Below are 26,020 nucleotides of genomic sequence, written 5' to 3'. Positions count from 1 at the left end.
AAGAGGGCGCCGAATCGCCTTGTTTTAAAGGGAAATCGGCGAACGACGGAGAACCGTGAAAGCGCCAACTGGTGAAGCGGGATGGTCGCGGGGAAGGCGGCAACCGGCGCGTACCCGGCGTCGTCGCCGCCAAGAAGAGAACCGAAGTGCGCGGAAACCGTGAGGGAGAGAACCGCAGCGGCGGGAAACGACGAAGGACAGGAACCGACGAAGCGAGAAGGACAAAGGAACGCCGCCGCGACCGCTACCCAACCCCCAAGCTCCGCTTGATGAACTCCACCTGCAGCACTTGCAGGTTCTCGGCGACCTTCTCCTGCGGGGTCATATGCGTGACACCGGTGAGCGGGAGCACCTCATGCGGCTTCCCGGCCGCGAGTAGCGCCGACGAGAGCCGCAGCGAATGTGCGACGACGACGTTGTCGTCGACCAGGCCGTGGATGATCATCAACGGCCGCTCGAGGCCGCCGGCGAGTTCGCTGAGGGAGTTGCGGTCGTACACGTCGGGTTGGTCGTCTGGGTGTCCGAGGTAGCGCTCGGTGTAGAAGGTGTCGTAGAGGCGCCAGTCGGTGACGGGTGCGCCGGCGACGCCGGCATGGAAGACGTCCGGTCGGCGAAGCACGGCGAGGGCAGACAGATAGCCGCCGTACGACCAGCCGGTCATCGCAACTCGGCTCGTGTCGAGGTCGTCGGGGTACGCGTGTGCCACTCCGGCGAGCACGTCGACTTGATCGTCGAGCGTTGCGCCGACGAAGTCGTCACGGATTGCGCGATCCCAGGCTGGGCCGCGACCTGGTGTGCCGCGACCGTCGGAGACGATCACGCAGAAGCCTTGGTCTGCGAGCCATTGCGGCAGGAGGAAGGCGCGCGCAGATTTCACGTTGCGCAGCGCGTGCGGGCCGCCATAGGGGTCCATCAGCACCGGGAGCCGACGGGAGCCCGGGCGGTGGTCGCGAGGGAACAGCACGGCCGCGTGTAGGTTCCGCTCGCCGACCGTCACGGATTCGACCCGCGCACGGAATCCCGGATCCTCTGCCAGGTTGGAGATCTGGCCGATCTCGCCGCCGTCTCGATACACCGTCACGGTGCTGGCATCGAGGTCCAGAGCCGAGCGTACGACGACCATCGTGGACTCTGCTGCCGAGCCACCGTGCACGCCTCCGCCGGCAGTCAGTCGGTTGACCGACCCGTCGAGTCCGATGCGTACGAGGTGCAGCTCGGTCGGGTCGTCGTTCGCGGCGACCAGAATGCCGCGGTCGTCGATGCTGAGGATCGTGCGTACCTGCAGGCCGACCGGGCTGATCGGTTCGCCGTCGAGCGCTACCCGGTTCGTGTCTGAATCGGGTTCGACGGTGACGAGTCGACCGTCGGGTGCGTACGCGGGCGCGCCGATGAACAGATCGAGCCAGGTGTCGTCGTGCAGCTCGCGTACGAGCGTCGTTGAGCCCGACTCGATGTCGATGTCGCAGATCTGCGCGGTGCGCTGGTCGCGCGACATCACCTGGAGTAGCGGCGAGCCGGTCGGCCCCCAGCTGACCCGCGTGAGGTACGGGTACGCATCGGAATCCCAGTCGATTCGCCGACGCGTACCGTCGAGGCCGATGTGCCATAGGCTGACGTCGGCGTTGGCCGAACCGGCAGCAGGGTAGCGGTGGGCGACCGGTTCGGTATCGGGATTGGCCGGGTCAGCCACGTACCAAACAGGTACCGCGCTGTTGTCGTAGCGCTCGACGAGCAGGGATCGACCGTCGGGCGCCCACCAGAATCCGCGGTAGCGCTCCATCTCCTCAGCTGCCACGAACTCCGCCTGACCCCAGACGACGTCGTCGTTGTCGGGCTCGACGAGTGCACGGTCGTTCGCGCCGTCCGCATCGATCACCCGCAGCGAACTGCCGCTCGCATAGGCGATCGTGCGGCCCGTCGGATCGATGTGCGGATCGATCACTGCGCCGGTCGACGGGAGCTCTCTGGCGCCCTCGCCGGAAAGGTCTGCGATCCAGGCAGATCCGGAGAGTGCGAATACCGCGACGGTCGCCGCGGCGTCGATCGTGTAGCCGACGATGCCGCTCGCGGTTTCCCGGCTGCGCTCCCGTCGGGCGCGCTCCTCTGCCGAGAGCTGCTCGCCGAGTTCACCGAGGAGAACATCGGGGTCGGCGACGAGCCGCTCGCTCGCATCGGCCACGTCGTACGACCAGAGGGCGCCCGTACGAGACGTTCCGGACGGGGTACGAACGAACAGGACTCGCTCACCGTCCGGCGTCACGCGCAGGTTGCGCGGAGTGCCGAGCGTGAAGCGGAGCGTGCGGGCGTACAACCGAGGAAACGAGACGGCGTCAGTCATGGTGGAACCCTAAGCGGAGCCGCCGTCGCAACCCTGGTCTGGCCCGAACCACAGGTCGTGTCGGCGCAACGCACTAGTCTTGACGCCATGACAGATCGCCGCCTCCTGCTCGTACATGCCCACCCCGACGACGAGACCATCGGCAACGGCGCCACGATGGCCAAATACGCGGCAGAGGGCGCTCAGGTCACGTTGGTGACCTGCACTCTCGGTGAGCTCGGCGAGGTGCTCGTACCCGAGCTGGCGCATCTGGCCGCCGATCAGGACGACGGACTCGGGGAGCACCGCATCGGTGAGCTGACCAAGGCGATGGAGATCCTCGGCGTGAACGACCATCGCTTCCTCGGCGGCGCAGGGCGTTACCGCGACTCGGGCATGATCCACACCGACGACGGCGCCGCGGCGGTTCCGCCCGATGTCAGCGACGACTCGTTCTGGCGTGCCGATCTGCTCGAGGCTGCCTTGCATCTGGTGGAGGTCATCCGCGAGGTACGCCCGCAGGTCCTGCTCACGTACGACGAGTTCGGCGCGTACGGGCATCCCGACCATGTGCAGGCTCACCGGGTCGCCCACTATGCGGCGAGCCTGGCCGCAGTCCCGTCGTATCGACGCGACCTCGGCGAAGCGTGGGACATCCCGAAGATCTACTGGAATGCGATGTCTGCCTCGCGCATGCGCGAAGGCCTTCGCGCGATCCGCGCAACCGGCGACACCACGACGTTCGAGGGCATGGACCCCGATGGTCAGTTGCCGCCGATGGTCTCCGAAGACATCGACCTCGATGCCGAGATCGACGGCACGGCGTACGTTGAGGCGAAGCTGGACGCGATGCGCGCTCATGCGACTCAGATCACCGACGACAGCCCGTTCTTCGCGTTCTCGAACGACATCGGCAACCAGGTCTGGGGTGTGGAGCACTACCGGCTCGCCAAGGGCGCGAGCTCCGCGCCTGACGGCGAACTGGAGTCCGACCTGTTCGGCGGCGTGGCGTAGCGCCCCGTGCCCGCTCGACAGCTGTTGGTACGCGCGGCGTTCGGCGTTGCCGGCGCGGTCGTCTGTCTTGCGGCGCTCATCGCACACCGCCACGTCTGGTCTCCGTTCGGCGTCGAGCTGCCGTGGGGTCTGGCGCTGTCGCTGACCGCGTCGTATCTCGTGGTCCGCGCGGCAGCTCTGCTCGACGACCGGCCGATCGGTGCGATCTGCGCCGCGGTCGGTTGGGCGGTCATGTTCATGTATCTGTTCAGCGGCCGCCCTGAGGGCGACTACCTCTTCGCCTCCGACTGGATCGGTTACACCATGCTGATCGGCGGTCTCGTCGTCGTCGGCGCTGCCGTTGTCGTTTCGATGACCGGTCCCCGGCCGACCTCCGGAAAGACAGCGCCTACGATTTAGGTGTGCCTCAACCCGTTGACCAGTCTGCGTTCCGGGGCGCGCTCGGGAGGTTCGCGAGCGGCGTCACGGTCGTCACTACCCGGATCGACGGCAAGGATCACGCTCTCACCGCGAGCGCATTCACCTCCGTCGCCCTCGATCCACCGCTCGTACTCGTCTGCATCGACCACAAGAACCGGTTCCATGCTGCGGTCGACAAGTCGCGCACGTGGGCGGTTTCCATCCTTTCCGAGGACAACCAGGCCGCGGCAACCTGGTTCGCCACCCGCGGCCGTCCGCTCGACAACCAGCTGCACCGGGTAGAGCACCGCCCGGCGAAGACGATCGACGCGGTGCTCATCGACGGTGCGCTCGCTTGGTTGGAATGCGAGACCTGGCAGACCTACGACGGGGTCGACCACACGATCGTCGTCGGAAAGGTCCTGCACGCCGAGGTCGGCGACGGCGATGACCCGCTGCTCTACTACCGCTCCCACTACGCGAGCCTCGTACGCTCCGAGGAGAGCGAGAAGACCTCCGGCGACTCTTCGGCCGACTGACCCGGCCGAGGCGGCGAGCAGGGCTGCTTCGGTAGACTCCGCGCTGGCCGACGCCCGGTCTGCGGGCACCCAGGAGCGACCGAAGTGACATCGAAGGCACCCCGATCCGAGCTGAAGAAGCGCGAGCGTCGTGGCACGTGGTTCGCGATCGCCGGACTCGTGATCCTGCTCGGCGGGATGTACGTCGCGGGGCATTTCCTGCTCGGCAACCGGCTGCCGACGGGTACCAGGATCGGTGGAGTCGGGGTCGGCGGGCTGACGCCCGAACAGGCAGAGGAGCGGCTCAACGCCGATCTCGCGCCACACACCCGGCAGACGCTCACGTTCTACCACGAGAACGACGAGTACAAGATCAAACCGGGCGACGTCGGCCTCGAACTCCACATCGAGCAGAGCGTCGCGTCGGCGGGCGGCGGCCGGACGTGGAACCCGGTCGACATGCTGACCAACCTGGTCGGCAACGATCGGCTCGACCCGGTCGTCACCGTCGACCAGCGCAAGCTCGACGCGAAGATCGACGACATCGCGTCTGGGATCGACCAGGCTCCGGTCGAGCCGCGGGTTCGCTTCGACGGTGACGGGCTCGACGTACGCCGTGGTGAGCAGGGACGCAAGGTGCATCGAGCCGACCTCGAGGAGTTGATACGTACCCAGTTCGTCGAGGAGCACGAGGACGAAGCCATTCCGGTCGTCACTGCGAAGCCCACCGTGTCGTCCGCCGAGCTGAATGCTGCGCTGAGTGGTCCGGTCAAGACTGCCGTCGGCTCGCCGCTGCGCCTACGGGTGGCGGACAAGACGTTCAAGCTCTCGCCGGCTGAGGTGCGGTCGATGGTGCACTTCGGTCCGGTCGACGGCCGGCTGGCGGCGAAGGTCGACAACGACCGGTTCCGTGAGCTGGTGATGTCGAAGACGAAAGACGTCCGCAGGACGCCCAAGCCCGCGACCGTCGTGATCCGTGGCGACCGGCCGAAGATCGTCAGTGACGTGGCCGGCCGCGGCGTACGCACGGGTGGCACGGCCCGGCAGGTGGCGAAGGCCCTGGAGCGGAAGGCTGCGGCGAAGCGCGTCGTGCGTCTCGAAACGGTGAAACGCCGCGCAGGCTTTCGTACCGCGGATGCCAAGAACCTCGCCATCCAACGCAAGGTAGCGAGTTACACCACCCGCTTCCGGCGCGGTCGGGGAGTCGACGTGGGCGAGATCGCTGGCAGGATCGACGACTCGCTCATTCGCGCAGGTCATCCGTTTTCCTTCAACGCCGCCGTGCGGGAGCCGCGACGGTCGGGCGGGAACGGCGAGGGCGCCTCGCAGGTGGCGACGACGCTGTTCAACGCCGGGCTGAAAGCAGGCCTGGTCGTACCGGAGCGACATGCACACCGTACGTACGTCGAGCGGCTGCCGATCGGACGTGATGCGGCTGTGGCGTACGGCGGCCGCAATCTGCGCCTGGCGACGGTCGCCGACCACCCGGTTGTGATCGTCGCGTACGCCGACGCGGGCAAGAAGCGAACGTCGGTGCACGTCGAGGTATGGGGGTCGCGGCGGGCCGACGTCGAGCTGGATCGCGGTTCCCGGCAGAACGTCCGCAAGCCCGTGCGAGTACGCAAGGGGAGGGCCTGCAGCCCGCGGTCTGGCGTTGCGGGGTTCGCGGTGAAGGTGCGGCGTACGGTGAAGATCGCCGACTCGAAGGCGCGGAGCGACTCGTTCTCGTCGTCCTACGCTCCGGTGGCGCGCATCAAGTGTCGCGGTCGTCGCTGAGCCCGGTCGACGACACCGCACGGTCGGCCGCCTGCCGGGCACGGTCGGCAGCCGCGCGTACCGACTCGACTCCGCCCTCGTTCGCGGCAACCAGGGCGCTTGCGACCTCTGCAGTCGCGGCGGCAAAAGAAGCTGCGCCCGAGGCGTCGAAGCGCAGGTTCGGGTTGCCCTCCGCGGTCAGGTGAGCGGCGAGGTCGGCGATGTCGGCGCACACGTACGCGATCGTCTCGGGCCAGGAGGCGGCTTCTTTCCAGGTGGGTTTGGTGTCCACACCGTCGCGACGTGCGGCGAGTACGGCGGCGTACGCCTCCGCGTCGAGGGTGACGAGCGGCTCGAGTCGCGATCGCAGTCGGTCGGCACGCTCGGCGAGCTCGTCGGCGTCGGACAGTCGTTTTCGAGATCGGCGGGCCACCTTCGCGGTGAGTGCCGCCGCGAGTGCGCCGGTCGCTGCCGCGGTCGATCCGGCGGCGGGCACCGGATCCGATCCGCCGACGTCGGCCATCAGCTCACGCAGCGGACGCCCGAGGTAGTCGCCGTCCGCCCAGCCCAATTGCGTGCCTCCACCTACGACAGCCCGACGATGTTGCCCTCCTCGTCGATGTCGATCCGCTCTGCTGCGGGCGCCGAGGAGAGGCCGGGCATCGTCTGCATCGTCCCACAGATCGGGTAGATGAACCCGGCACCGACGGATGCGCGCACTTCGCGTACGGGCAGTCGCCAGCCGGTCGGTGCCCCCTTGCGACTCGGATCGTCGGTGAGGGAGAGATGCGTCTTCGCGATGCACACCGGAAGGTTGCCGAAGCCGTTCTGTTCGTACGACTGCAGCTGGCGTGCGGCGACCGGTGACACGTCGATGCCGTCGGCGCCGTACATCTCGCGGGCGATCGTGTCGATCTTGTCGGTCAACGACATGTCGTCGGGGTAGAGGCGCTCGTACGACGACGGCGCGTCGCATGCGGCCGCAACGGCCTGGGCGAGGTCGATTGCGCCCTTGCCGCCCCGGGTGAAGTGGTGGCTCACCGCCGCGTACGCGCCTTCCTCTGCGGCGATGTCGAGGATCGCCTGTTGTTCGCTTTCGTAGTCACTCGGGAAGGCGTTCACGGCGACGACCGGGTTGACGCCGTGCCGGCGAATGTTCGCAAGCTGGCGCCGCAGGTTCGATGCTCCGGCGTGCACGTCGTCGGGATTCTCGACCAGCATCTGCTCGGGCAGCGGCTTACCGGCGGTCACTTTGTACTTGCCGGAGTGCGTCTTCAGATCGCGTACGCCGGCGACCACGACGGCAGCGTCCGGGGTGAGTCCGGATGCTCGGCACTTGATGTTGAAGAACTTCTCGGCCCCGATGTCGGCGCCGAACCCGGCTTCGGTGACGAGGTAGTCGCCGCCGTGGATCGCGATCAGGTCGGCGACGACGGACGAGTTGCCGGTGGCGATGTTGCCGAACGGCCCGCAGTGGATGAGGACCGGCGTCTGCTCGACGGTCTGCATCAGGTTCGGCTGGAGCGCATCGCGCAGGAGTACGCACATCGACCCCGCCGCCTTGAGCATCTCGGCGGTGACGGGTTCGCCGTCCACGTCGTACGCGACGACGATGCGGCCGAGGCGTTCGCGTAGATCTCGTAGTGAGGTGGACAGCGCGAGCAGTGCCATCACCTCGCTCGCGGCCGTGATGTCGAAGCCCGTCTCGGCCGGGGTGCCGTTCGTACGCCCGCCGAGGCCGCTGACGATTTGGCGTAGGTCGCGATCGTTGACGTCGAGTACGCGCCGCCAGGTGATGCGGTGCGGGTCGATGCGTAGTGCATTGCCCTTGTGCAGGTGGTTGGCCAGCATCGCCGACAGTAGGTTGTGCGCCGCGGTGACCGCGTGCATATCGCCGGTGAGGTGCAGGTTCAGCGCCTCCATCGGGATCACCTGGGAGTAGCCGCCTCCGGCAGCGCCTCCCTTGATGCCGAACGTCGGCCCCATCGAGGGCTGTCGCAGTGCCGCGATGCCCAGCTTGCCGATGTGTTTGAAGCCTTGGGCGAGGCCGACCGAAGTCGTTGTCTTGCCGGTGCCGAGCGGGGTCGGCGTCATCGCGCTGACGACGACGTACTTCGCACGCGGTCGATCGCGGAGCTCATCGATCGCGTCGAGGGAGATCTTCGCGGCGGCGTGTCCGTAGGGTTCGAGTAGGTGTGCGCCGATGCCCATCTCGGCAGCGACCTCGGTGAGCGGACGCGGGACGGCAGCCCGCGAGATCGCCAGGTCGGACGGGATGGAGGTCGCGGGCTCTGTCATCAGTGCCTCCTAGGTGTTGCATATTGCGCAACCATGATTGGATAGCGCAACACTGATACGTCGATTCTGACCCCGCGCACGCCTCGGCGGCAAGAGATTCTGCGAATGCGGTTCGGCGGGGTCGTACCTGTGGGTGTCGTGTCGGCCCGCATCCCCGCTCTGCCCGTTCGACTACCCGACTGCCTGATTCCGGCTCGCGGTCGGCTTTCCCTGTTGCTTCGGCTCGACCACACGTCTGCCTGCGTCCGCTCGCGGTCGGCATTCCCGGCCCTTTGGCCGGCAAAAAGACGCGGCGACGCGCGGAGGCGTCATTTCGGTTCGGTTGGTTGGCGGCTTCCTCGCCACCTTAATATGGGATCGGGGTAACGTTCGGTTACGACGTCACATCCGTACCGGTAGTCGCTGGCGTACCAATGGGCTCGGCAGCGTCCCACTTTGCACGGTGCCCATGCCGTGCTAAGTGGAGTTTCACCATGTTTACTTGGTAAACGACCACCCACCGACCCCGCCAAGGCCGACCGGTCCGGGGTAGCCGGCAAGCAACCCGAGGTCGTAGCTGCGGCTCCCGCGTCGCCGCGTCCTTTGCCGAGCCAGAACGCGACGGGATGCCGACAGCGAGGCGGAAATCAGGCAGACGGGTGGTCGCGCCGAAGGAGCGGGAATGCCGACCGAAGCGAGAAGCGAAGCGGTGAGTAGTCGTATCGAAGAAACGGGAGAGCCGACAGCGAAACCGAGCCGAGGCGGCGGTAATCGAACCGAAGCGGGCTACCCACCCGGGGTCAGATACCGATACGTGTGATGGTCGGCGAATCCGTACCGCGCGTACAGGGCGAGCGCCGCATCATTGTGGGCCATCGTCTGCAGGTACGCCTTGTCGGCGCCGTGTTCGGTGGCCCAACGCAGCGATGCGTCGACGACGCGCCGGCCGAGGCCATGTCGTTGCTGTGCCGGTGCGACTTCGACGCAGCTCATGCCGGCCCATTCACCGGTGACGACGACGCGGCCGATCGCGATGAGCGGGTCGCCGATGCGTACGAATCCGACCGTCGGCGGACCTTCGAGGACGGCGCGGGCAGCTGCAGGTGCGCTGGTCGCGGCACGCCCGTATAACCCGAGCCAGTCGTCGTCCGCGCGGTCGGTGACGCTGACGTCATGGTCTTCGCGAGGTACGTGCGTCACGGCATCACGAAGGTCCGCGACCTGCACGATCGCGTGGTCGTGCGTGCCGCCGATACCCACCCAGCCGGCCTCCGCGAACCTGGACTCCCACACCGAACCGTCGATCACCTGCGCCTTTGCCGGCAGGTCGCGCTCTGCGTAGAAGTGCGTGATCCGCGTGAGGGCGTCGGACAACGGTAGACCCGGGTCTCCGTGCACTGCCGCGGAGTTTGCCCTGCCGGTGAAGCCATCCGCCGCTCGCAGCTGCCATTCGCCGAGGGGCTCGGTCTCGATCGGCGGCCAGCCACGGGTACAGATCCGGGCGAGCTCGTCGGCGGTGAAGTCGAGCGCGGGGCGGGTACGAACCCGCCGACGTCCGTCGGGCACCTGCCGCGCCACGACTACGTCCTCGATTCGGATGTCGACGAGCTCGCCGTCGCGCCGCTCGATCGTCGCATGGCCGGCGTCGACTGCGAGTACGCGTCCGATCACATCGGTCATCGCCGGACCGCCGGTCGGGCCGACCTCACCGGGTACGAGCGTGCGTACGCTCATCCGCAGACCCACCATCGACTCGTTCAACGACATGCGTACTCCCGTCCGTCAGATGGACCTCATTGCGAGGCGTCTCCGGGCACGCGTGATACTAGATCCTGACGGACGAAATCGGTCCGTCACCGCGACTCAAGGAGGAATCCGTGACGTACGTCATCGCGCAGCCGTGTGTGGACGTTAAGGACCGCGGATGCGTTGACGAGTGCCCTGTCGACTGCATCTACGAGGGCAAGCGGATGCTCTACATCCATCCCGACGAATGCGTCGACTGCGGCGCGTGTGAGCCGGTGTGCCCGGTCGAGGCGATCTTCTACGAGGACGACACGCCCGAGGAGTGGAAGGACTACTACGCGGCGAACGTCGACTTCTTCGACGACCTCGGCTCGCCCGGAGGCGCCGCCAAGATGGGTGAGATCGACAAGGACCACCCGATGATCGCCGCGCTTCCGCCGCAGAACCAGGACTGACGAGCTCGCCGGAGCGCCGCTGCACCCCGATCGAGCGGGGCGGTGTGCGATTCGCAGAGGGTGCTGATGATGGACACCAAGTTGCTGCGCGACGCCGTATCGCGTCGCCTGCCGGGCTTTCCCTGGGACACCCTCGTCGATGCGAAAGCGCGTGCCGCTCGGCATCCGGACGGTATCGTCGACCTGTCGATCGGCACACCGGTCGACCCCACTCCGGAGCTGGTCCAGCGCGCTCTCGCCGACGCCGCCGATTCGCCGGGTTATCCCAAGACGATCGGCACCCCCGAACTCCGCGCCTCGGTCGGCGGTTGGCTTGCGCGCCGATTCGGCATCGAGGGCGTCGGAGCTGACTGCGTTCTTCCCGCGGTCGGCTCGAAGGAGCTGATCGCAGGGCTGGCCGTGCACCTTGGCGTCGGCCCCGGCGACACGGTTGTCATCCCGGAGCTTGCCTACCCGACGTACGAGGTCGGAGCGCGGTTCGCCGGCGCCGACGTCGTCGTGAGTGATTCGACGTCCGCGCTCGGACCGCAGGCTCCGGCGATCGTATGGCTCAACTCGCCGTCGAACCCGACCGGCCGCATCCTGCCGGTCGCCCACCTGCGCAAGGTGGTCGAGTGGGCCCGCGAGCGGGGCACTCTCGTCGTGAGTGACGAGTGTTATCTCGAATGCGCCTGGGAGGGTGAACGCCCTGTTTCGGTGCTCGACTCGGAGGTCTGCGGCGGGTCCTTCGAAGGCGTACTCGCCGTGCACTCGTTGTCCAAGCGGTCGAACGTCGCCGGCTATCGCGGCGGGTTCGCGATCGGCGACCCGAAGGTCGTGGCCGAGCTACTTGCCGTACGACAGAACCTCGGCCTGTTGATGCCCGGCCCGCAGCAGTCTGCCCTCGTCGCGGCGTTCGACGACGACGCGCATGTCGACGAGCAGCGTGCGCGCTACGCCGACCGGCGCAAGCAGTTGCTCGGCGCCTTCGAGTCTGCGGGGTTCCGCATCGACTACTCGCAGGGTGCGCTCTACCTGTGGGCGACCCGCGACGAGCCCTGTCTTGACACGGCGGCGTGGCTGGCTGACCGAGGCATCCTGGTCGCACCCGGCAACTTCTACGGCCGGGCTGGTGAGCGCCACGTACGTATCGCCTTCACGGCGACCGATGAGCGGGTGGCAACCGCCTGCGATCGACTCAGATCAGTCTGATCCCTTGCCAGTCTCCCTTCTCTGCAAGGGATCTGGTCACTTCGACGATGCCGCGCCGGACCGCATCGACGGCCGCGCGCGGCTCGTAGAACTCGGCGGCGGCGCAGACAGCGACATAGCGTTCGAGGACGGGTTCGACGATGCGGCGGACCTCTGCCGTCCCGGCGAACCTGTGCCCGAGGCTCGACAACGGGAGTACGGCACACGCGTCACCGCTTTCGGCGATCCGGATCATGGCGCCGAGCGACTCGACGTCGGCAACGATGCGCGGCGTCATCCCATGGGCCGAGAAGGCGCGGTCGATCAGTGCACGTAGGTTGCTGCGGTCTCCCGGAGCGACGATCGAGACCTCTTGGAGATCGCGCACCGCAATCTCCGAAGCAGCGGCAAGGCGCGACCCCGGATCGCCGAACAGGTAGAGCTCCTCGGCGTACAGAGGGGTCTGCGTCGGCCGCGCGGAGGCGTCGTCACTGTAGAGGACCGCGAGGTCCATCCGCCCCCGCTGCAGAAGCTCTTGGATGTACCCGCTCATCGACTCGAACAACTGCAGATGTACTCCCGGATGGTGTCGCTTGGTCCAGGAGTAGAGGGCAGGCGCCAGGTGGACGGCGACAGTCGACGGGAGCCCGACCGCGACCGGGCCGCGGATGCCGCCCGGGGCTCGTACTCCCGTGCCGAGCCGGTCGAACTGGCGTACGACCTGCTGCGCGTCGCGGTAGAGCTCGCGCCCGGCCGGGGTCGCCTCGATGCCGCGCGGGCCGCGCTCGAGCAGGCGTACGCCCAGCTCACTTTCCAACTGAGCCATGCGCTGACTGATTGCCGGCTGGGAGACGTGCAGGGAAGCGGCGGCCTTGGTGAGGCTGCCGGAGTCGAGCACGGCGATGAAGTCGCGCAACTGACCGATGTCCACAGACCGACGATAGGCGGTCTCGCGACGTCTGCCCTTCAGACCACCCCGGCCGTGATCAGTCGGTCGATCTCATCGTCGGACCGACCGAGCTCGGCAAGGATGGAACGGGTGTGTTCACCGAGCGCAGGCACTGCGTCCATCCGTGGGTCGTCGGCGTCGAACCCAGGTGGCGTGAGCGCGGGCACCGAACCGTTGGGAGTTGTCAGCTGATGCCACCGTCCCCGCGCCGCCAGCTGGCGATGCGACCACACATCGCGCATCTCGTTGACCCGTGCGTACGCGACGGGGATCGAGGCGAGGATGCTCGTCGCCTCGTCGGCCGTGAGCTCGGCGAACCGATTCGCGATGATCGCGCCGAGCGTCTCGCGGTTGTGGTTGCGTTCCGCGTTCGAGACGTACGACGGGTGGGTGGCGATCTGCCGGTCGCCGAGGAAGTCGGTGCAGAAGGCCAGCCATTCACGTTCGTTCTGGATCGCCATCATGACGACCAGGCCATCGCCGGTCGTGAACGGCCCGTACGGGTAGATGGTCGCGTGTGCGGCTCCCGCGCGTGCGGGCGGCTCGGCACCGTCGTACGCGTAGTACATCGGAAAACCCATCCACTCGACGGTGGCTTCCAGCATGGACACATCGAGATGTGCGCCCTTGCCCGTGCGGCCGCGTTCGATCAGCGCTGCGAGGATCGAGCTGTACGCGTACATGCCGGCGGCGATATCGGAGACGGAGATGCCGACCTTCGACACGTCATCGGGGGTGCCGGTCACCGAAAGCAGCCCGGCCTCGCTCTGCACCATCAGGTCGTACGCCTTCATCGTCTCGTACGGACCGGGGCTCCCGTAGCCGGAGATATCGCAGACGATCAGTCCTGGGTTCGTCGCCTGGAGGGCCTCCGCTCCGAGCCCTGCCCTCGTAGTTGCGCCGGGTGCGAGGTTCTGGATGAACACATCTGCCTCGGCGATCAGCTGCTCGACGATCGACAGGCCGTCCGGGGCCTTGATGTCGAGGGTGAGCGACTCCTTGTTGCGGTTCGTCCAGACGAAATGTGAGCTCATACCGTCGACGCGCGAGTCGTACGCCCGGGCGAAGTCGCCGACTCCGGGTCGCTCGATCTTGATCACCCGGGCGCCGAGGTCGGCGAGCTGCCGACTCGCGTACGGCGCTGCGATGGCTTGTTCGAGTGACACCACCGTCACTCCCGAGAGCGGTTGGATCAACGGTCTACACCACCAAGCTGAGCAGGATGATCATCGGCAGCGACACCACCGACGCGAGCGCGGTCACGAACGTCAGCGCCTTCAGCGCGCCCCGCGTCGAGACGCCGAGCAGGGTCTGGAACATCCAGAAGAAGTTGCTGTTCACCTGCAGTGCGAACAGCGCGCCGGCTCCGATCGCCAGCCCGATGATGGCCGCAGGTACGTCGAGGTCGCCCATGACCGGGGCGAGGATCCCGGCGGCGACGATCGCGGCGACCGAGATCGACCCGATCGCGAGGTGCAGGAGGGCGGCCACGAACCAGGCGAGGAGGATGCTGACAACCACCGACGTACCCGATTCGGCGGAGAACAGGTCGCGCAGCACATCCTCCAGCCCGGTCGCTGCGATCACGGCACCGAGCGACCCGCCGACGCCGGTGATGAGCAGGATCTGGCCGGTGGTGTTCAGCCCCTTGGTGATCGCCTCGTCCGTGCGCTCGTTGCCGATCGAGAGCTTGGCGAGGACGTACGCGCCGAGTAGACCGACGAACAGCGCCAGCACCGGGTTGCCGACGAATCGCAGGATCTCGGACTCGACGCCGGCGGCGTCGGCGATGGCTGCGGTCGCGATCATCACCAGCGACACGAGGATCGGCAGCAGTGCGACCGCCAGCGGCAGCCGCCGGGTGTCGGGTTCCGCGCTGTCGACGTTGGCGCGCTCGGCCGCCAGCGCCTCCTCCTCGAGCAGCGCCTCCGACGGACGCTCGTCCTTGTCGGGGTTCCAGAACCCGAGTCGGAGGATTCGCCCGTAGATGAAGGTGGTGAGGACAGCGGTGATCAGGCCGATCGGAATGCCGTAGAGGAGCATCGTGCCGAGAGGTACGCCGAGGAGACCGGCGATGGAAACAGTGCCGAGTCCCGGCACCACGAACACGTAGCCGACGAGGATGCCCGACGAGAGTGCGCCGCCCATCATGCCGAGCCCGTTACGGCCGAGGTCGGGCGCGGCCGAGCGGGCCAGCGGTGCTGCGAGAACGAGCTGCACGTCGACATAGATCGACGGGAAGAGCGTGGTCATCACCGCGCTCATCGCGTACGGGAGCCTGTGGGCGCCGAGGACACGGAGAAGTAGCTCGACCAGTCGTTGTAACGCTCCCGTCGCGAACATCAACGAGCCCATCAACACGCCGAAGCCGATCAACAAGCCGACCTCGGCCATGATGTCGCCGAAGCCCGTCGCGATCGTGCTGACCGTGTCCTCGAACCCGAGCCCGGCGGCAAGTCCCAGATAGATGGACCCGAGGACCAGCGAGATGACCGGGTCGACCTTCAAGACGATGATCAAGGCGATGATGCCGATGATCGCGATCGCGGTGTGCAGCGCTTCCACGGTGAGTCCTTCCGTCGGTCGGTCCCGTCGACGCGCGTCGCGCCGGACCGATCCGATCACATCGGAGCGCAGCCGAGTAGAGGGAGATTCGCGAGGGAGGTATAAGCGCGGCTTAGAGGTCGCGCATCCTCACGCGACGTCGACGTGTACGTGGTCGAGGTGGCGAAGGGTCGCTTGGTTCGCTCCCGACGGCGCGTCGTAGTCGCGCCAGCCCGATGAGGACCGCCAGGCCGTCCAGATCTTGTCGTCGTAGATGACGGTTTTGATGTCGAGACGGTCGGCATTGGCGACCGCGTAGTGGGCAAGGGACCAGCCCGCGAGCTTGGACCCCGAGTTGACGGGTTTGAAGAAGAAGTCGACCGCCCGTCCGTCGTAGTGCGCAGAACCCTCCGAATGTCCACTGTCGACACCGCCGGGAGCGAAGCCGCCGACCTGGAGGTCACCGAAAGCCGTACGGACGTCGCGCAGCATGGCTCGTGCGTTATCGGTCAGTCCGTTGCGCCGCTCCGCCTGGTCGCTGTCATCGGGCGAGTCGATGGTGCAGGAGAAGGTCGCCGGGCTGTTGCCGGTCAGGGCCGATGCGATGGATCGTGCCGGGAGCTCGTGCTGCTCGTACGCGCTCCCGTCGGCCGAGCGCTGCACGGCCTGGGCGGCGTCGTGCAGGTCCATCGAACGGTAGCCGTCGATCGTCTCGAGCTCGTCGTAGAACGCGCCGATCGCGTACGCAGGGCGCATGATCTGGCGAGCTTTGCCCCATCCCTGCGACGGCCGCTGCTGAAACAGCCCGACGGAGTCGCGGTCGCCGTGATCGACGTTGTGGATCTTCGACTCCTGGTATGCCGTCGCGATCGCGATCGACACTGCGCGGGCAGGAAGGCCGCGCTGTTGTGCGATCGCCGCCATCAGCGACGCGTTCTCGGCCTGTTCGGTGTCCAGCTCGATGTCGGTGCCGTCGTCGAAGACAACCGTGCACACGTCGGTACGCGCGAGCGGGTTGATGCCGCTACGCCAGGCGACGACGCCGGCACCGACCACAAGTACGAGGACGAGGGTGAGCGGGATGAGAAGTCGACGGCGAGGACGCGTCGGCGCCGGCGAGACTGCGGACATGGCGGTGTTGTCAGTTCGCGTGCAGTGCTGCGTTGAGCTCGATGCGCTGACCTGAACGCGGACGTGCTTCGATCGCACCGGTCTGGCTGTTGGTCCAGAACTGCAGGCCGTCGGAGCCCGACAGCTCGGCGGCCTTGACGACGTTGCCGTCGGGAAGGGTGACCTTCGTACCGGCCGTCACGTAGCAACCGGCGGCAACGACGCAGTCGTCGCCGAGTGAGATGCCGAGACCGGAGTTCGCCCCGAGTAGGCAGTTCTTGCCGATGCTGATGACCTGCTTGCCGCCACCGGAGAGCGTGCCCATGATCGATGCTCCGCCGCCGACGTCGGACCCGTCGTCGACGACGACACCGGCGGAGACCCGCCCCTCGATCATCGAGTGGCCGAGCGTACCGGCGTTGTAGTTGACGAACCCCTCATGCATGACGGTCGTGCCGTCGGCGAGATGCGCGCCGAGTCGAACGCGGTCGGCGTCACCGATACGTACGCCCGACGGGATCACATAGTCGGTCATGCGGGGGAACTTGTCGATGCTGGACACCGAGACGTGCTGGCCGGCCGCACGCGCGCGCATGCGGGTCTCCTCGAACCCGTCTACCGCGCACGGGCCGATCGAGGTCCACACGACGTTCGTGAGTACGCCGAAGATGCCGTCGAGGTTCTGGCCGTGCGGGCGTACGAGCCGGTGCGACAGCAGATGCAGGCGCAGGTACGCGTCGTACGCGTCCTGCGGCGGCGCCGTCAGGTCGTCGATGACGGTGCGTACGACCACCCGGCGTACCTGGCGAACGTCGTCGTCGCCTTCGGCAGCGGTGAGACCGGCCGGCTCACTGACCTCTTCGGGAGCGCCGAGAAGCGGCGTCGGGTACCACACGTCGAGCACGGATCCGTCGGCCGTCACGGTCGCGATGCCGAAGGCCCAGGCACACTCGGCTGCTGTGGAGGTTTGGGTCATGCGTCCAACGCTACCCAGGTGACTCCAGCGGCCCGCGCATCGGCTGTCGAGAAGGTACGTTGAGGTGATGCCGATCGCAACGTTCAAAGACCTGGTCATCGACGTTTCCGACGCGGAGCGGATGAGTGGCTTCTGGGCGTCGGCTCTCGGGCTCGACGTGTATCGATACGACACCGACGACATCGTGCTACGCGGCCCGACACCGCAGCACGGCGTCTGGATCAACCAGGTGCCCGAGCCTCGAACGGTCAAGCAGCGTGTGCACATCGACGTACACGCGGCCTCTGTCGCCGAGTACGAAGGCTTCGGAGCGACGGTGCTGCCGGAGTGGTCCGGGCAGCCGTGGACGGTCATGGGTGACCCGGAAGGCGGCGAGATGTGCGTCTTCGTACGCGAGCAGGTTCCCGCGTACCGGCTGTACGAGATCGGCGTCGACAGTCGCGACCCGGTACGAATCGCGACGTGGTGGGCCGATGTCCTCGGCGCGCGGATGGGACGCGAAGACGAAGAGGACTTCGCGTACGTCGACGAGATCCCGGGAGCGCCCTTCGACTCGATCGACTTCGCGGCCGTTCCGGAGCCGAAGACGGTGAAGAACCGCATCCACTGGGACGTCACGGTCGACAGCGCCGACGCCCTCGAGGATCTCAAGGGCGCCGGCGCAACCGTGCTACGTGCCCGCGACCCCGAGATCGGCTGGACGGTCATGGCCGACCCCGAGGGCAACGAGTTCTGCGTCTTCACCGACTGACGCTGACGTTTTGTAGCTATCACGCATAGCTCCAATAGGTTTGTAGCTGTGCGCGAGGGATACAAACGGAAAACGCGCCAATCACGCCACATCGCGCCGCTTGGCGACGACCACCGAAACCGCGGCACCGACGGCAACGTACAGCGCGATGGTCAGCAGGCCGCGATCGACGGAGACCACCGACTCGACTCCAGGCGGGGCCTCGCCCATGCCCGCGTCGAGCCACTGTGACACGACCGAGCCGGCGTTCACTCCAGGCAGCATCTCTCGTGCCGACTCGAGGACGGACAACGTTGACGCCATCGACGAGATGAGCAGCTCCACGCCGAGCACCCACACGACTCCGAGCCCGATGGGCAGGGCAATGCTGCGCATCGTGGTACCGAGCACCATGCCGAGCACCGCCCACATCGTCATGATGAGTACGCCGGCCGCGTAACCGGCGATCACCGACTGCACACTCGGCCACGGCAGGTCCACGCCTTCGACCATGCCGACTCCGATCGCGCTGGCGAACCCGAGTACGTACAGCACCGCGACGCCGGCCGCGACCGCGACGATGACTGCCCCGAGCTGCCCGGCGATGGTCGTGAACCGACCAGGTCGCTGTGTGAGCAGGGTTTTGACGGTTCCGAACCCGTACTCGCCGCCCGCAACCAATGCGCCGAGCACGAGGGCCAACGCGCCGGCGAACACAGGGAACGCGCCCAACGTGTTGGAGTTGATCTGGTCGGGCATCATCCCGGCGAGCACGGCCGAGCTGGGTATGTCGCCGATGAAGCCGTTCTCCTCCCCGGATGAGTACGACATGTACGGCACGACGTACCCGAAGATCTGGTTCAAGACGATGGCGGCGGCGAGCAGGGTCCACACGGCCGGTCGTTTGCGCAGCTTGAACAGCTCCGCACGCATGACGTCATACATGGCTGGGCTCCTTGGTCGAGTTGTTGCTGGTCAGTTCGAAGAAGACGTCCTCGAGCTCGCGCTCTTCGCGGCGGAGCTCGAGCACGTCGATACCGGCGCCTACGAGGGCGCGGTTGACAGCTGCTGTGTACGACTCGTCGACGGACAGGCGCAGCGTGGTGCCGTCGACTGCGACACCGTCGACCTCGCGCATCGACCGCACGAGCTGAGCTGCGCGTACCGGCTCGTCGGTGGTGATCCGCAGCTCAGCGGCACCCCGAAGCTCGGCGACCGTGCTCTCGGTCAGCACCTTGCCCTGGTTGATGACACCCACCCGATCGCAGACCTGCTGCACCTCGCGCAGGAGATGGCTGGAGAGTACGACGGTTCGCCCCTCGTCGCCGAGCGACCGGATGAGCCCACGCATATCGCGCATCCCTGCCGGGTCGAGCCCGTTCGTCGGCTCGTCGAGGATGACGAGGTCCGGATCCTTCAGGAGCGCGGCTGCGACGCCGAGCCGCTGCTTCATGCCGAGCGAGTACCCGTTGAAGCGATCGTGGGCGCGTGCGCTCAGGTCGACGACCTCGAGCACCTCGTCGATCCGATTTCGGTCGACACCAGCGTACCGGGCGAGTACGCGCAGGTTGTCGCGCCCCGACAGGAACGGGTAGAAGCCGGGACCCTCGATCAGTGCGCCGATACGCGCCAGTGCTTCGGGATCACCCGGTGCGCGGCCGAGTACCGAGACCGTCCCGCTGGTCGGTTTGATCAGCCCCAGCAGCATCCTCGCGGTCGTGGTCTTGCCGGCGCCGTTCGGGCCGAGGAAGCCGTACACCTCGCCGCGCTCGACGGTCAGGCTGATCGAGTCGACGGCGCGAACGCCGTTCGGGTAGTGCTTGGACAGGCCGCGTACCTCGACGGCCGGTGTTGTCGACATGGTGACTCCCGTTGGTGGTGGCGAACGATCGTCTCGATCGTCGCGTCCGACGGGGGTGCGCGTCGTCGCTCGTGGGGAGGCTCCGCACGTACGCCGATCGGGGTACGTACGGGCTGCCGCCATTCGCCCGCTGTGGTGTTCGGTCGGGCGACAGCTCGCCGCTTACGTACCAGCGGGCATGGCAGCCTCTCACTTTGCACGGCGTATCTGCCATGCAAGGTGGAGTTTCACCATGTTTACTTGGTAATCGACCACTGAACCGAAGGGGCGCTAGGCCGTCCAGCCGGGTTTGACGAGTCCGCTCTCGTACGCGACGACCACGAGCTGGGCGCGGTCGCGTACACCGAGTTTGATCATCGAGCGGCTGACATGGGTCTTGGCGGTTGCGGGGCTCACCACGAGCTGCTCGGCGATCTCGTCGTTGGACAGCCCTTGACCTACGAGGGCGACGATCTCGCGCTCGCGTTCGGTGAGTAGGTCGACCTCGGCGGAGACAGCCGACTCTCGGCTGCGTTGTGCGAACTCCGCGATCAGCCGGCGAGTGACCCGCGGCGACAGCAGCGCCTCTCCGCCGGCGACCGCTCGTACGCCGGCGAGCAACTCCATTGGCTCTGTGTCCTTGACCAGGAACCCGCTCGCGCCGAGGCGGATGGCCTCGAAGACGTACTCGTCGAGGTCGAAGGTCGTCAGGATCACGATGCGGGTGCCCTCGAGCTCGTCGTCGGCGGTGATGGCGCCGGTCGCTTGCAAGCCGTCGGTGCCTGGCATCCGGATGTCCATCAGCACCACATCGGGGTGTTCGGCGCGCACGAGTGCGACGGCTTCCTCGCCGTCCGAGGCCTCGCCTACGACCTCGATATCGGGCTCGGCGTCGAGCAGCGCGCGCAGACCGGCACGTACGAGCAGCTGGTCATCGGCCAGCGCGACGCGGATCATCGAGCGTCCGTCCGCAGCGCCACCGAGATCCGAATGCCTCCGGCCGGTGCCTTGGTGACGTCGAGCGTGCCGCCGAGCGATGATGCGCGCTCCTGCATGCCGCGTAAGCCGTTGCCCCAGGTCAATTGGTCGGGGTCGACATGACCGTTGTCATCGATGCGCACCGTCAGCATGTCAGCACCGTAGTCGAGACTGACCGATGCGCGGTCGGCATCGGCATGTCGGACGACGTTCGTTATCGCCTCTTGGATGATGCGGTGCGCGGCCGTCTCCACCGCCGCGGGCAGTGGGCGCTCCGTACCGGACACGTGCTCGCTCACGGTCAGACCGGCGTGTGCGCTGCGGTCGATCAGTGTGTCCAGCGACCGGAACCTCGCGAGCGGTTGGCGCGGAGCCGCCTCTTCGTGCTCGCGCAGGACGTCGATCAACGAGCGCAAGTCACCGAGTGCCTCCTTGCTCGACGCCTTGATCGTCTCGAGTGCGGGTGCGATGCGCTCGGGCTCACGGTCGATCAGGTGCAGCGCTACGCCCGCTTGGACGTTGATCAGCGACATATGGTGTGCAACCACGTCATGCAGTTCGCGGGCGATTCGTAGGCGTTCCTCATTGGCTCGGCGGCGCTCGGTCTCGGCGCGGGCGTGCCGTGACGCAGCACTTCGCTCGAGCCGCACCCGGATGAACTCGCCGATGACGAGCAGCAGCAGTACCCAGGCCGCGACGCCAAAGGCCGCTGGCCACGACCAGTCCTCGTCACCCAACACATGTGCCGTGATGACCAGCACGGCGTACAAGACGGCCCCGCCGACCCAGCCGACGATGCGGTTGCCGCGGACCACGTTGCCGATCAGCGTGATGCCGGCGCTCACCAGGATCGGGCCGTACGGGTAGTCGAGTGCCAGGTACACGCCCGAGAGAGCCAGCACGAGACCGAGCACGGCCGTCGGATAGCGGGGGAGGAGAAGCAGGCTGAGTGGACAGGCCAATGCGATCACGACGGCGAGTGCGTCGACATCGCGACTGTGGGGCTGGCCGGCACCGGAGTGAATCGTGCCCATCAAGGTGACGAACGTGAGCACGGCAACTGCGGCGTACGGCCAGTACTTACGCACGGCGCTGCGCTCGGTCGCGGTCTGGCTCACGCGTGGACTCCTCGCTCGGACCGGTCGTCTACCCGTCGACGACCGGTTTCGCTGTCACGGTATTTCAGCTGTGCGGCAGTTTCATCGGCCTGGAGGTGCACTATCGCGTACGCCGCGCGGAGTACGTCGCCCCAGATGATGAAATGTGCCATGGCCTCGATCGACCTGCACACCGACGTCGTCTCGCTCACCGCTGCCCTGGTGGACATCGAGTCGGTGAGTCGTAACGAGGCGGAGATCGCCGATGCGGTCGAGCAAGCGCTGACGCCGTTGCCGCATCTGTCTCTTGTACGCGACGGGCACACGATGGTGGCCCGCACCGACCTCGGCCGCGACGAACGCGTGGTGATCGCCGGACACCTCGACACGGTGCCGGTCAACGACAATCTGCCGTCGCAGCTCGACGGTGGGTTCCTGCATGGTCTCGGCGCTTGCGATATGAAGGGCGGCGTCGCGATCGCGCTGCGGATGGCGGCCACGGTGCCGGAGCCGGTGCGCGATGTGACCTACGTCTTCTACGAGGCCGAGGAGATCGAGGCGAAGTACAACGGGCTCGGCCGTCTGGCGCGGGAGCACCCCGACTGGCTGTCGGGCGATTTCGCGATCCTGATGGAGGCGTCGAACGCCGTCGTCGAGGCAGGCTGCCAGGGCACGTTGCGCGTCGAGGTCATCACCCGCGGCGTACGCGCCCACAGTGCGCGTTCGTGGATGGGCTCGAACGCGATCCACGCCGCGAGTCCGATCCTCGCCAGACTGGTCGACTACGAGCCGCGTACGCCCGTCATCGACGGCCTCACGTACCGCGAAGGGCTCAACGCGGTGGGAGTACGCGGGGGCGTCGCGGGCAATGTGGTGCCGGACGAAGCCCGGGTGACGGTCAACTACCGCTTCGCACCCGACCGTTCGGCCGACGAAGCGCTCGCCCATGTACGCGAGGTGTTCGACGGTTTCGAGCTCGAGGTGACCGATCTTGCGCCAGGTGCCCTGCCCGGCCTGGACCGCCCGGCGGCCGCGGCGTTCGTCGAGGCAGTCGGGGGAGAGGCGAACCCGAAGTTCGGCTGGACCGACGTCGCGCAGTTCACCGCACTCGGCATCCCGGCAGTCAACTACGGCCCGGGTGACCCCGTCTTCGCGCACAAGCAGGATGAACGCGTACCCGTCGAGCACCTGCGTCGGGTCGAGTCGCGACTCCGTGACTGGCTCAGCTGAGAACGCGCGCCGGTTGGTGGCGAGTTCGTGCGGGATGCTCGGTTAGCCTGCGGTCATGACAGACCACGACCCGGGACCGAAGCGGCCGCGTGAGCATCAGCGCGGGCCGGTGCGGCTGCGCCGTGCGCAGGTCGAACCGGGTACGACCGACCAGCGGCTGCTCGACTCGCGCGGACCGACCGACTGGGTGCACACGGACCCGTGGCGAGTACTCCGTATCCAGTCGGAGTTCATCGAAGGCTTCGGCATGTTGGCCGAGCTCGGCCCGGCCGTATCGGTGTTCGGGTCGGCGAGGACGAAACGCGACGATCCGACGTACGCACTCGGCGAGGCGGTAGGTCGCGGGCTCGTCGAGGCCGGGTACGCCGTGATCACCGGGGGTGGTCCGGGCGCGATGGAGGCGGCGAACAAAGGTGCGTCCGAGGCAGGCGGAGTCTCGGTCGGACTCGGTATCGAGCTGCCGTTCGAGCAGGGGCTGAACGACTGGGTCGATGTCGGCATCACGTTCCGCTACTTCTTCGCCCGCAAGACGATGTTCGTGAAGTACGCGCAGGGCTACATCGTGATGCCGGGAGGGCTCGGCACGCTCGACGAGCTGTTCGAGGCGATCACGCTCGCGCAGACCCAGAAGGTGACGTCGTTCCCGGTCGTACTCCTCGGCACCGCGTACTGGTCGGGCCTCATCGACTGGCTACGAGACACCGTCCTCGCCGACGGCAAGATCGCCCCGGCCGACCTCGATCGGTTCCACCTCACCGACGACGTCGACGATGCCCTGAGCCACTTCACCACGTCAGCGGTGTAGGGCGTACGGGCGGGACGTGGATTACCACGGGCCCGTAGCAATTCGTCGCCGCTCGGTAGCAAACTTGCTACGTAGCGGCGGGGTTTCCTATGGGCCCGTGGTATTTCGCGGAGCTCAGGCGAGGGCGCGGCGGGCGACCGCGGGCGGCCGGTCGCCCGCGATCGACGCGACCATGTCGAGCGCCTGCCGGGTCTCGCGTACGTCGTGCGCACGGAACACTCTGGCGCCCGCCAGGGCGGATACGACCGTTGCGGCGATGGTGCCCGCGAGCCGACCGTCGCGAGGAGCATCGAGGGTCTCGCCGATGAAGTCCTTGTTCGACAGCGCGACGAGGACCGGCCAGTCGGTCGCCACGAGCTCACCGAGACGGCGGGTGAGTTCGAGGCTGTGTCTGGTGTTCTTGCCGAAGTCATGGGTCGGGTCGACCAGGATGCGCTCGGGATCGACGCCGAGCTCGGTCGCGCGTTCGGCGAGTGCGGTCGTCGTGTGTACGACGTCGGCAACAACGTCGTCGTACGCAACGCGGTGCGGGTCTGTACGAGGCGGGAGCCCGCCGGTGTGGCTGCAGACGAGTCCCGCGTCGTTCTCCGCGGCGACGGCGGCTATCTCGAGATCGTGGCCCGCCCAGGTGTCGTTGACCAGGTCGGCGCCGAGCCCGCACAGGACGTGCGCGACGTCGCCACGCCAGGTGTCGACGCTGATCGGCAGGTCCGGATGCCGCGAACGCACGGCTTCGACGAAGCCGGCCGTACGACGAAGCTCCTCGGTTGGGTCGACCTCGTCGCCGTAGCCGGCCTTGACGCCGCCGATGTCGATGATGTCGGCGCCCTGCTCGACCACTTCGTCGACGCGCTCCAACGCGGCGTCGAATGCGTACGTAGCGCCCGCGTCGTAGAACGAGTCCGGGGTCCGGTTGATGATCGCCATCACCGCGTACTCGCCTGGGCGTACGACGAGACTCCCTACGCGCAGGTCCATCCGTTCTCCTGAGTGTCATGGCACCATCGGTGCGTGACGTGGTTCCTGTGCATCATCATCGCCGCCGTGCTCGCGGCGACGTTCGTCGTCGCCTCCCGCGGCGGGCTGACGATGGCGCAGACGTACGACGATCGCCGTGATGTCACGCTACCCGCCGACCGGGCACTACGCGCCGACGACTTGCGTGACGTCGAGTTCACGATCGGCTTCAGGGGCTATCGCCGCGAGGAGGTCGACGCGCTGCTGGCCCGACTCGGAGCGGAGCTGTCCGTACGTGAGCTGTCCGGCGACGCGCCGGCAGAGCACGACCCGGACGACCCGACGGCGACCGGGCGCACTCATCCAGAAACCTGATGACCGGGAGGTTCCGATGATTCGGCGAATGGCAACGGCGACAGCGGTGATGGCACTGGCTGCTACGGCGCTGAGCGCTCCGGCGCCGGCAGACGAAGGGACTCGCGGTCCGGTTCACCCCGCGGTGGTCAAAGTCAAGGTGATCGGCAAGAGCGTCAACGGCAAGCCCATCCGTGCCTGGCAGCTCGGCAATCCCAAGGCCAAGCGGACCGTCGTGGCCATGGCGGCGATGCACGGCAATGAGCTGGCGCCACGGCGCATCCTCTGGAGTCTGCGCAACGGTCGCAAGATCCGTGGCGTCAACCTCTGGGTCGTTCCCACCTACAATCCGGACGGCGCCCGGCGACACCACCGCAAGAACGCGCACGGCGTCGACCTGAACCGCAACTATCCGGTGCGGTGGAAGGATCTCGACGGAGCCTACGAATCCGGACCGCGACCCAAGTCCGAACGCGAGACTCGCGTCATGATGCGTTTCCTGCGCCGTACGAAACCTCGCTATGTCGTGTCGTTCCACCAGCCGCTGCACGGTGTCGACTCATCGGGTCCGAAGACCTCGAAGCTCGCCCGGCGGTTGTCGAGGTACCTGCACTTACCGCGCAAGTCGTTCAGCTGCGGCGGCAAATGCCACGGCACGATGACGCAATGGTTCAACAAGCGTCGAAGCGGTGCGGCGGTCACCGTCGAGCTCGGTAGGTCGCCGAAGAAGCGCTACCTCACCAAGGTCGCCCCGCGCGGTCTGCTGCGCGCGGTCGGCGGCCGTCGCCGCTGATCCGGC

26 protein-coding genes are annotated in these 26,020 nt (G+C 67.2%); 11 read left to right on the top strand and 15 right to left on the bottom strand.

Features of this window, described 5'->3' with window-relative positions:
• Positions 1–244 precede the first annotated feature (244 nt).
• Positions 245–2,338: a prolyl oligopeptidase family serine peptidase gene (locus MU582_16865; protein UPK74092.1), complete on the bottom strand. Its 2,094-nt coding sequence runs from the start codon at positions 2,336–2,338 to the stop codon at positions 245–247.
• Between the two features lie 87 nt (positions 2,339–2,425).
• Between MU582_16865 and mshB the strand changes: the two genes are divergently transcribed.
• From mshB to MU582_16845, 4 genes are all read left to right on the top strand, one after another.
• On the top strand, positions 2,426–3,331 hold the full coding sequence (gene mshB, locus MU582_16860; protein UPK74091.1) for an N-acetyl-1-D-myo-inositol-2-amino-2-deoxy-alpha-D-glucopyranoside deacetylase: 906 nt from the start codon (positions 2,426–2,428) through the stop codon (positions 3,329–3,331).
• Positions 3,332–3,337: 6 nt separating this feature from the next.
• A complete protein-coding gene (locus MU582_16855; protein UPK74090.1) occupies positions 3,338–3,730 on the top strand; it encodes a DUF6113 family protein in 393 nt (130 codons plus the stop codon).
• A 2-nt stretch (positions 3,731–3,732) separates the two neighbouring features.
• Positions 3,733–4,269: a flavin reductase family protein gene (locus MU582_16850; protein UPK74089.1), complete on the top strand. Its 537-nt coding sequence runs from the start codon at positions 3,733–3,735 to the stop codon at positions 4,267–4,269.
• An 84-nt stretch (positions 4,270–4,353) separates the two neighbouring features.
• Positions 4,354–6,024 carry a peptidoglycan binding domain-containing protein gene (locus MU582_16845; protein UPK74088.1) on the top strand — a complete coding sequence of 557 codons (1,671 nt, stop codon included), beginning with the start codon at positions 4,354–4,356 and terminating at the stop codon, positions 6,022–6,024.
• Here the strand turns inward: MU582_16845 and MU582_16840 are convergent.
• The 3 genes from MU582_16840 to MU582_16830 all read right to left on the bottom strand — a co-directional run bounded on the left by MU582_16840 (position 6,002) and on the right by MU582_16830 (position 10,047).
• Positions 6,002–6,574 (bottom strand): cyclodeaminase/cyclohydrolase family protein, encoded by a 573-nt coding sequence (locus MU582_16840; protein UPK74087.1) that lies wholly within the window; start codon positions 6,572–6,574, stop codon positions 6,002–6,004. The two genes, MU582_16845 and MU582_16840, sit on opposite strands and share 23 nt — an antisense overlap.
• A gap of 14 nt (positions 6,575–6,588) precedes the next feature.
• Positions 6,589–8,301, bottom strand: a complete 1,713-nt coding sequence (locus tag MU582_16835) for a formate--tetrahydrofolate ligase (GenBank protein ID UPK74086.1) — start codon at positions 8,299–8,301, stop codon at positions 6,589–6,591.
• A gap of 765 nt (positions 8,302–9,066) precedes the next feature.
• The gene (locus MU582_16830) at positions 9,067–10,047 is read right to left on the bottom strand and encodes a GNAT family N-acetyltransferase (protein ID UPK74085.1); all 981 of its coding nucleotides are present in this window, start codon (positions 10,045–10,047) and stop codon (positions 9,067–9,069) included.
• A gap of 110 nt (positions 10,048–10,157) precedes the next feature.
• Between MU582_16830 and MU582_16825 the strand changes: the two genes are divergently transcribed.
• Positions 10,158–10,481: a ferredoxin family protein gene (locus MU582_16825; protein UPK74084.1), complete on the top strand. Its 324-nt coding sequence runs from the start codon at positions 10,158–10,160 to the stop codon at positions 10,479–10,481.
• A 69-nt stretch (positions 10,482–10,550) separates the two neighbouring features.
• The gene (gene dapC, locus MU582_16820) at positions 10,551–11,672 is read left to right on the top strand and encodes a succinyldiaminopimelate transaminase (GenBank protein UPK77189.1); all 1,122 of its coding nucleotides are present in this window, start codon (positions 10,551–10,553) and stop codon (positions 11,670–11,672) included.
• On the opposite strand, the gene MU582_16815 is transcribed toward dapC, so the two are convergent.
• From MU582_16815 to dapD, 5 genes are all read right to left on the bottom strand, one after another.
• Positions 11,659–12,582, bottom strand: coding sequence for a LysR substrate-binding domain-containing protein (locus MU582_16815; protein ID UPK74083.1), 924 nt, complete (start codon positions 12,580–12,582; stop codon positions 11,659–11,661). The two genes, dapC and MU582_16815, sit on opposite strands and share 14 nt — an antisense overlap.
• A 35-nt stretch (positions 12,583–12,617) precedes the next feature.
• Complete coding sequence (locus MU582_16810) at positions 12,618–13,796, bottom strand: CoA transferase (GenBank protein UPK74082.1); 1,179 nt, start codon at positions 13,794–13,796, stop codon at positions 12,618–12,620.
• Positions 13,797–13,800: 4 nt separating this feature from the next.
• Positions 13,801–15,165 carry a hypothetical protein gene (locus tag MU582_16805; protein ID UPK74081.1) on the bottom strand — a complete coding sequence of 455 codons (1,365 nt, stop codon included), beginning with the start codon at positions 15,163–15,165 and terminating at the stop codon, positions 13,801–13,803.
• 129 nt (positions 15,166–15,294) lie between these two features.
• Positions 15,295–16,275: a hypothetical protein gene (locus tag MU582_16800; protein ID UPK74080.1), complete on the bottom strand. Its 981-nt coding sequence runs from the start codon at positions 16,273–16,275 to the stop codon at positions 15,295–15,297.
• A 10-nt stretch (positions 16,276–16,285) separates the two neighbouring features.
• On the bottom strand, positions 16,286–17,230 hold the full coding sequence (gene dapD / locus MU582_16795; protein ID UPK74079.1) for a 2,3,4,5-tetrahydropyridine-2,6-dicarboxylate N-succinyltransferase: 945 nt from the start codon (positions 17,228–17,230) through the stop codon (positions 16,286–16,288).
• A gap of 67 nt (positions 17,231–17,297) precedes the next feature.
• On the opposite strand from dapD, the gene MU582_16790 reads away from it, so the two are divergent.
• Positions 17,298–17,981 (top strand): hypothetical protein, encoded by a 684-nt coding sequence (locus tag MU582_16790; protein UPK74078.1) that lies wholly within the window; start codon positions 17,298–17,300, stop codon positions 17,979–17,981.
• Positions 17,982–18,062: 81 nt separating this feature from the next.
• Here MU582_16790 and MU582_16785 read toward each other — a convergent pair whose 3' ends face one another.
• From MU582_16785 to MU582_16765, 5 genes are all read right to left on the bottom strand, one after another.
• Entirely contained in the window at positions 18,063–18,905 is an 843-nt protein-coding gene (locus MU582_16785) for an ABC transporter permease (GenBank protein UPK74077.1), read from the bottom strand.
• Positions 18,898–19,821, bottom strand: coding sequence for an ABC transporter ATP-binding protein (locus MU582_16780; protein ID UPK74076.1), 924 nt, complete (start codon positions 19,819–19,821; stop codon positions 18,898–18,900). Before MU582_16780 ends, MU582_16785 begins: the two co-directional genes overlap by 8 nt.
• 270 nt (positions 19,822–20,091) lie before the next feature.
• Entirely contained in the window at positions 20,092–20,757 is a 666-nt protein-coding gene (locus tag MU582_16775) for a response regulator transcription factor (GenBank protein UPK74075.1), read from the bottom strand.
• The gene (locus MU582_16770; GenBank protein ID UPK74074.1) at positions 20,754–21,896 is read right to left on the bottom strand and encodes a sensor histidine kinase; all 1,143 of its coding nucleotides are present in this window, start codon (positions 21,894–21,896) and stop codon (positions 20,754–20,756) included. The genes MU582_16775 and MU582_16770 overlap by 4 nt, the downstream gene beginning before the upstream one ends.
• Positions 21,893–22,048 carry a hypothetical protein gene (locus MU582_16765; GenBank protein ID UPK74073.1) on the bottom strand — a complete coding sequence of 52 codons (156 nt, stop codon included), beginning with the start codon at positions 22,046–22,048 and terminating at the stop codon, positions 21,893–21,895. Before MU582_16765 ends, MU582_16770 begins: the two co-directional genes overlap by 4 nt.
• On the opposite strand from MU582_16765, the gene dapE reads away from it, so the two are divergent.
• Both dapE and MU582_16755 read left to right on the top strand, forming a co-directional pair.
• Positions 22,047–23,105, top strand: coding sequence for a succinyl-diaminopimelate desuccinylase (dapE, locus tag MU582_16760; GenBank protein ID UPK74072.1), 1,059 nt, complete (start codon positions 22,047–22,049; stop codon positions 23,103–23,105). The genes MU582_16765 and dapE overlap by 2 nt on opposite strands.
• A gap of 55 nt (positions 23,106–23,160) precedes the next feature.
• On the top strand, positions 23,161–23,910 hold the full coding sequence (locus MU582_16755; protein ID UPK74071.1) for a TIGR00730 family Rossman fold protein: 750 nt from the start codon (positions 23,161–23,163) through the stop codon (positions 23,908–23,910).
• A gap of 114 nt (positions 23,911–24,024) precedes the next feature.
• Here the strand turns inward: MU582_16755 and folP are convergent, their stop codons facing one another.
• Entirely contained in the window at positions 24,025–24,888 is an 864-nt protein-coding gene (gene folP, locus MU582_16750) for a dihydropteroate synthase (protein ID UPK74070.1), read from the bottom strand.
• Between the two features lie 33 nt (positions 24,889–24,921).
• On the opposite strand from folP, the gene MU582_16745 reads away from it, so the two are divergent.
• Entirely contained in the window at positions 24,922–25,242 is a 321-nt protein-coding gene (locus tag MU582_16745) for a DivIVA domain-containing protein (protein UPK74069.1), read from the top strand.
• Between the two features lie 28 nt (positions 25,243–25,270).
• The gene (locus tag MU582_16740; protein UPK74068.1) at positions 25,271–26,014 is read left to right on the top strand and encodes a DUF2817 domain-containing protein; all 744 of its coding nucleotides are present in this window, start codon (positions 25,271–25,273) and stop codon (positions 26,012–26,014) included.
• Positions 26,015–26,020: the final 6 nt, after the last annotated feature.

It is taken from the genome of Nocardioidaceae bacterium SCSIO 66511 (genome assembly GCA_023100825.1).
Taxonomy (GTDB): domain Bacteria; phylum Actinomycetota; class Actinomycetes; order Propionibacteriales; family Nocardioidaceae; genus Solicola.
Note: the sequence above shows the minus strand (reverse complement) of the source record. Positions and strands in the feature narration are given on the sequence as shown.